This is a genomic window from Kitasatospora sp. NPDC054939 (assembly GCF_053610105.1).
The window spans coordinates 1-3,766 of the sequence record NZ_JBSGXP010000277.1; the positions used below are offsets into that span (position 1 = coordinate 1).

Sequence of the window (3,766 nt, forward strand, 5' to 3'; positions counted from 1 at the left end):
GCAGCACCGCCCAGCTCGACCAGAACATCGACGCCCTCCAGGGCGCCCCGCTGACGGCCGAGGAACTGACGGAGATCGACCGGATCAGCCGCTGAGCGGCGGTATCGGACGGGGCGGCCTCCCGGAGGGGCCGCCCCGTCCGGGCGTTCGGCGGCTCAGGCCACCGGCGCGTACTTGTAGCCGACCCGGCGGACCGTCACGATGCTGTCGCGGTAGGCCGGTCCGAGCTTGCGGCGCAGCCGGGCGACGTGGACGTCCACCGTGCGGCCGTCGCCGACGTGGCCGTAACCCCAGACGGCGGAGACCAGGTGGTCGCGGGTGTGCACCCGCTGCGGGTGGCCGGTGAGGTGGGCGAGGAGCTCGAACTCCAGGTACGTGAGGTCGAGCAGCCGCCCGTCGACGTAGGCGTTGCGGCGCTCCACGTCCACGCTGATGCCCCGTCCGGCGGGCCGGACCGGGCGGACCCCGGTGGCCGGGGCGGGCGCGGGTGCTGCGGCGAACGCGGGTGCGGGCACCGCCGCGACCGGGTGAGGCTGCGGGCGGTTGGGCGCCGCCTCGGCCGGCACCAGGACGAGGTAGCCGACCATCGGCCGGCCCGGCTCGGCGCCGAACTGCGCACCGTACTGGGCCAGCAGGGCCTGCGGCAGCGAGCCCTGCGGGAGTGCGGCGACGACGGTGGCGCCCTCCGGGAGCCCGGCGAGCAGCGGGTGCGGTGCGGCGCCGGGGTTCGCCACCGGGGCGGCGGCGAGGGAAGTCCCGGGCGGAAGGCCGGGGTTGACGGTGCGGGAGGGGTGGACGGAGCGGACCGCGCGCAGGTGCGGGGTCGCGCTGGGCAGGGGAAGGGTGGCCGTGGAGGACATGGTGCCGCTCATTTCGCGCGTGACGGACGGGGTGGAGTCGTCTGCGCGTCGACCGGGCGTGCTGCCGGGGGCTGACCTCGGGTCAGCGGGCGGAGGGCCGGGACGCGCTGGGCGAGCCCGGACACGTCTGGTCGAAGTGGTGCGGCTGCCGGGACGGCCAGAACGGCTCAAGGTCGAAGCGACCCCGGCTGCTGTCCACGACATGGTTCATGGCGTCATTCAACCACGTGAACGCGGTGCGGCACCCGACTCGGCGCGGCGCAGCCGTCGCTGTCCCGCTCATGCTGCCCTCCCCCCGGGTCGTCGGCCCCCGGCGCACGGCCGGGCGTTCGTGTCAACAGAGCCTTCCACGTCGGGGCCGGGCAAGGCAACCTCGCGTCCACCGTTTCGTCCACGATGCGGACGCGAGCGGCTCACACTCCGGCCGGGGCGGCGGGTGTGCGGGGGCCGGCGGCGGCCGCGTGCCGGGCCGCGGTGTGCTCGACCAGGGCCACCAGCAACTCCTTGCCGTCCTCCCGGCGGCGGGCGTCGCAGAGCAGCACCGGGATGCCCGGATCGAGGTCGAGGGCGTCGCGCACCTCGGCCACCGAGAACACCTCGGCGCCCTCGAAGCAGTTGACGGCGACCACGAAGGGGATGCCGCGCTGCTCGAAGAAGTCCACCGAGGGGAAGCAGTCCGCCAGCCGCCGGGTGTCGGCGAGCACCACCGCGCCGAGGGCGCCGAGGGCCAACTCGTCCCAGACGAACCAGAAACGGTCCTGGCCCGGGGTGCCGAACAGGTAGAGCGCCAGGCCCGGGCGGATGTCGATCCGGCCGAAGTCCATCGCCACCGTGGTGGTGCGCTTGGCCTCGACGCCGACCGTGTCGTCCACCGGGCGGCCGAGTTCGCTGAGGTCCTCCTCGGTGCGCAGCGGCCGGATCTCGCTGACCGCGCCGACCAGGGTGGTCTTGCCCGCGCCGAAGCCGCCGGCCACCAGGATCTTCAGCGCGGTGGCGGGCCCGCCGTGCCAGGAGGGCTCGGCGGCGGGGGCGGCGGCGGGGCGGTCAGAGCGCACGGAGTCCATTGATCACGTCTCGCAGCAGGCGCTCGTCCGGCAGCTCGGCGAGCGGAACGGGTCGGGTGACGACGATCAGTTCGGCGTCGTGGAGGTCGCCGAGCAGGACGCGCACCACACTGACCGGCAGGTCGGTGTACGAGCCCAGTTCGGCGACCGACAGCGGCTCCCGGCGGCACCAGGTCAGGATCGCCTGGTGCTCCGGGGAGAGCAGGTGCGCGGGGACGGCGCCCGCGTCGGGGGCCGGCTCGGCGGCGGTGATCAGCGAGATCAGGTCGAACAGCCCGTCGTCGACCGGCCGGGCCCGGCCCCGGGTCATCGAGTAGAGCCGCACCACCGGCCCGGCGTCGTCGTCGAACCAGTGGTGGTCGACCGCGGCGCGGGGCTGGAACAGATCGACCTCCGGCCCCTCGTCGGCCTCGTGGTCGCCCTCGGCCTCGTGCGCGTCGACGGCCTCGTGGCCACCGTGCGTACCGTCGGCCCCGTGCACACCGTCAGCCCCGTGCTCACCGCCGGCCGCCGGCCCGGCGGGCGCGTCCCCCGGTCGGGCCGCGGCATCCCGCGCGCGGCCCGGCTCCGTCTCCTCCGCCATCGCCCCGCTCATCTCCCCGGCGGAGCGGTGCGCGGCTCGGCGGCCAGGTGCTCCCCGACCCGCTTGACCAGCAGGGCCATCTCGTAGGCGATCTGGCCGATGTCGGCCTCGGCCTCGCTGAGCACGGCCAGGCAGCTGCCGTCCCCGGCGGCCGTGATGAAGAGGAACGCCTCGTCCAGCTCCACCATGGTCTGGCGGACCCCGCCGACCTTGAAGTGGCCGCCGGCGCCCTTGGCCAGGCTGTGGAAGCCGGCCGCCACGGCGGCCAGGTGCTCGGCGTCCTCCCGGGCCAGCCCCTGGGAGGCGCCGGTCGCCAGGCCGTCGCTGGACAGGATCACCGCATGCCTCAGGGCCGCGACCCGTCCCACGAGGTCGTCCAGGAGCCAGTTGAGGTCTCCGGACGGCTGCGTCGAAGTGGTCATGAATCTGTTCCTTCCGCTGGAGCGGGTCGTGCCGGCGGTGCTGGTGGTGCGGTCCGTCGGGGTGGTGCGGGCAGTGCGGGTGGTACGTGGCCGCGGGTCAGCGCCGGGCGGGGATTCGCCGGGGGCTGCCACGCGGGGACGAGGGTGGGCCGGGCGGGCGCCGCGGCCTGCGGCGCCGGCTCGGCGGCCGGCGGGGCGCTCCGGGTGCGGTCGGCGCCGCGGCCCCGGGTGTAGCCGCGCTGGAAGGACGCGAAGGCGGCCCGGGCCTCCTCCGGCGAGCGCTCGCGGGTGACGCCCGGCGGCGCGGCGGGCACGCCCGCGGCCTCCTGCAGCGCGCGCTCCTTCAACTGCGGGGCCAGGCTGGCCTGGCGGACGCGGCGGGGCAGCCCGCCGGCGGTCCGTACGGGCGCCGGGTCCGCGGCCACCGGTGCGGCGTCGGGCGCCGGGGCGGCAGCGGTCGGGGCGGCGGCGGTCGGAGCCTCGGCCGTCGGGACGGGGGTGAGCGGGACTGGGGTGAGCGGGACGGCGGCGGGCCCGGGCGCGGCCGGCGCCGGGGCGGGGGTCGCGGTGGCGGGGGTCGGCGCGGCTTCCACGACGGGCGTGCCGTCCTCCGCCCGGCGGTGGCGGCCGGTGCCGACCGGCTGCGACGGCCCGTCCGCGGGGGCGGGCACCAGCACCGGTCCGCCGTTGCCGCGGGCCCGGCGCGGCAGGCCGCCCGGGGTGCGGGCCGCCTCCGGCGCCGAGGGGCGCGGACCGCCGCTGACCCGGTGCCGTCCGGAGCGCGGGCCCTCGCCCGCGGTGCGGCCGGCGGCGGCGCCGCCGGGCACCGCGACCAGG

The 3,766-nt window shown here is 77.2% G+C and carries 5 protein-coding genes and 1 pseudogene; all 6 read right to left on the reverse strand.

What is annotated here, in order from left to right:
- Positions 1-155: 155 nt before the first annotated feature.
- On the reverse strand, positions 156-860 hold the full coding sequence (locus ACWGB8_RS38105; RefSeq protein ID WP_452218241.1) for a winged helix-turn-helix domain-containing protein: 705 nt from the start codon (positions 858-860) through the stop codon (positions 156-158).
- 82 nt (positions 861-942) lie between these two features.
- Positions 943-1,071 carry a hypothetical protein gene (locus ACWGB8_RS38110; RefSeq protein ID WP_452218242.1) on the reverse strand — a complete coding sequence of 43 codons (129 nt, stop codon included), beginning with the start codon at positions 1,069-1,071 and terminating at the stop codon, positions 943-945.
- Between the two features lie 202 nt (positions 1,072-1,273).
- Entirely contained in the window at positions 1,274-1,924 is a 651-nt protein-coding gene (locus tag ACWGB8_RS38115) for a GTP-binding protein (protein ID WP_452218243.1), read from the reverse strand.
- The gene (locus tag ACWGB8_RS38120; protein ID WP_452218245.1) at positions 1,905-2,309 is read right to left on the reverse strand and encodes a DUF742 domain-containing protein; all 405 of its coding nucleotides are present in this window, start codon (positions 2,307-2,309) and stop codon (positions 1,905-1,907) included. The genes ACWGB8_RS38115 and ACWGB8_RS38120 overlap by 20 nt, the downstream gene beginning before the upstream one ends.
- A 206-nt stretch (positions 2,310-2,515) precedes the next feature.
- A complete protein-coding gene (locus ACWGB8_RS38125; protein ID WP_452218244.1) occupies positions 2,516-2,929 on the reverse strand; it encodes a roadblock/LC7 domain-containing protein in 414 nt (137 codons plus the stop codon).
- Positions 2,926-3,766 (reverse strand): annotated as a pseudogene (locus ACWGB8_RS38130) (hypothetical protein); the annotation flags it as partial. The gene ACWGB8_RS38125 and the pseudogene ACWGB8_RS38130, both read right to left, overlap by 4 nt.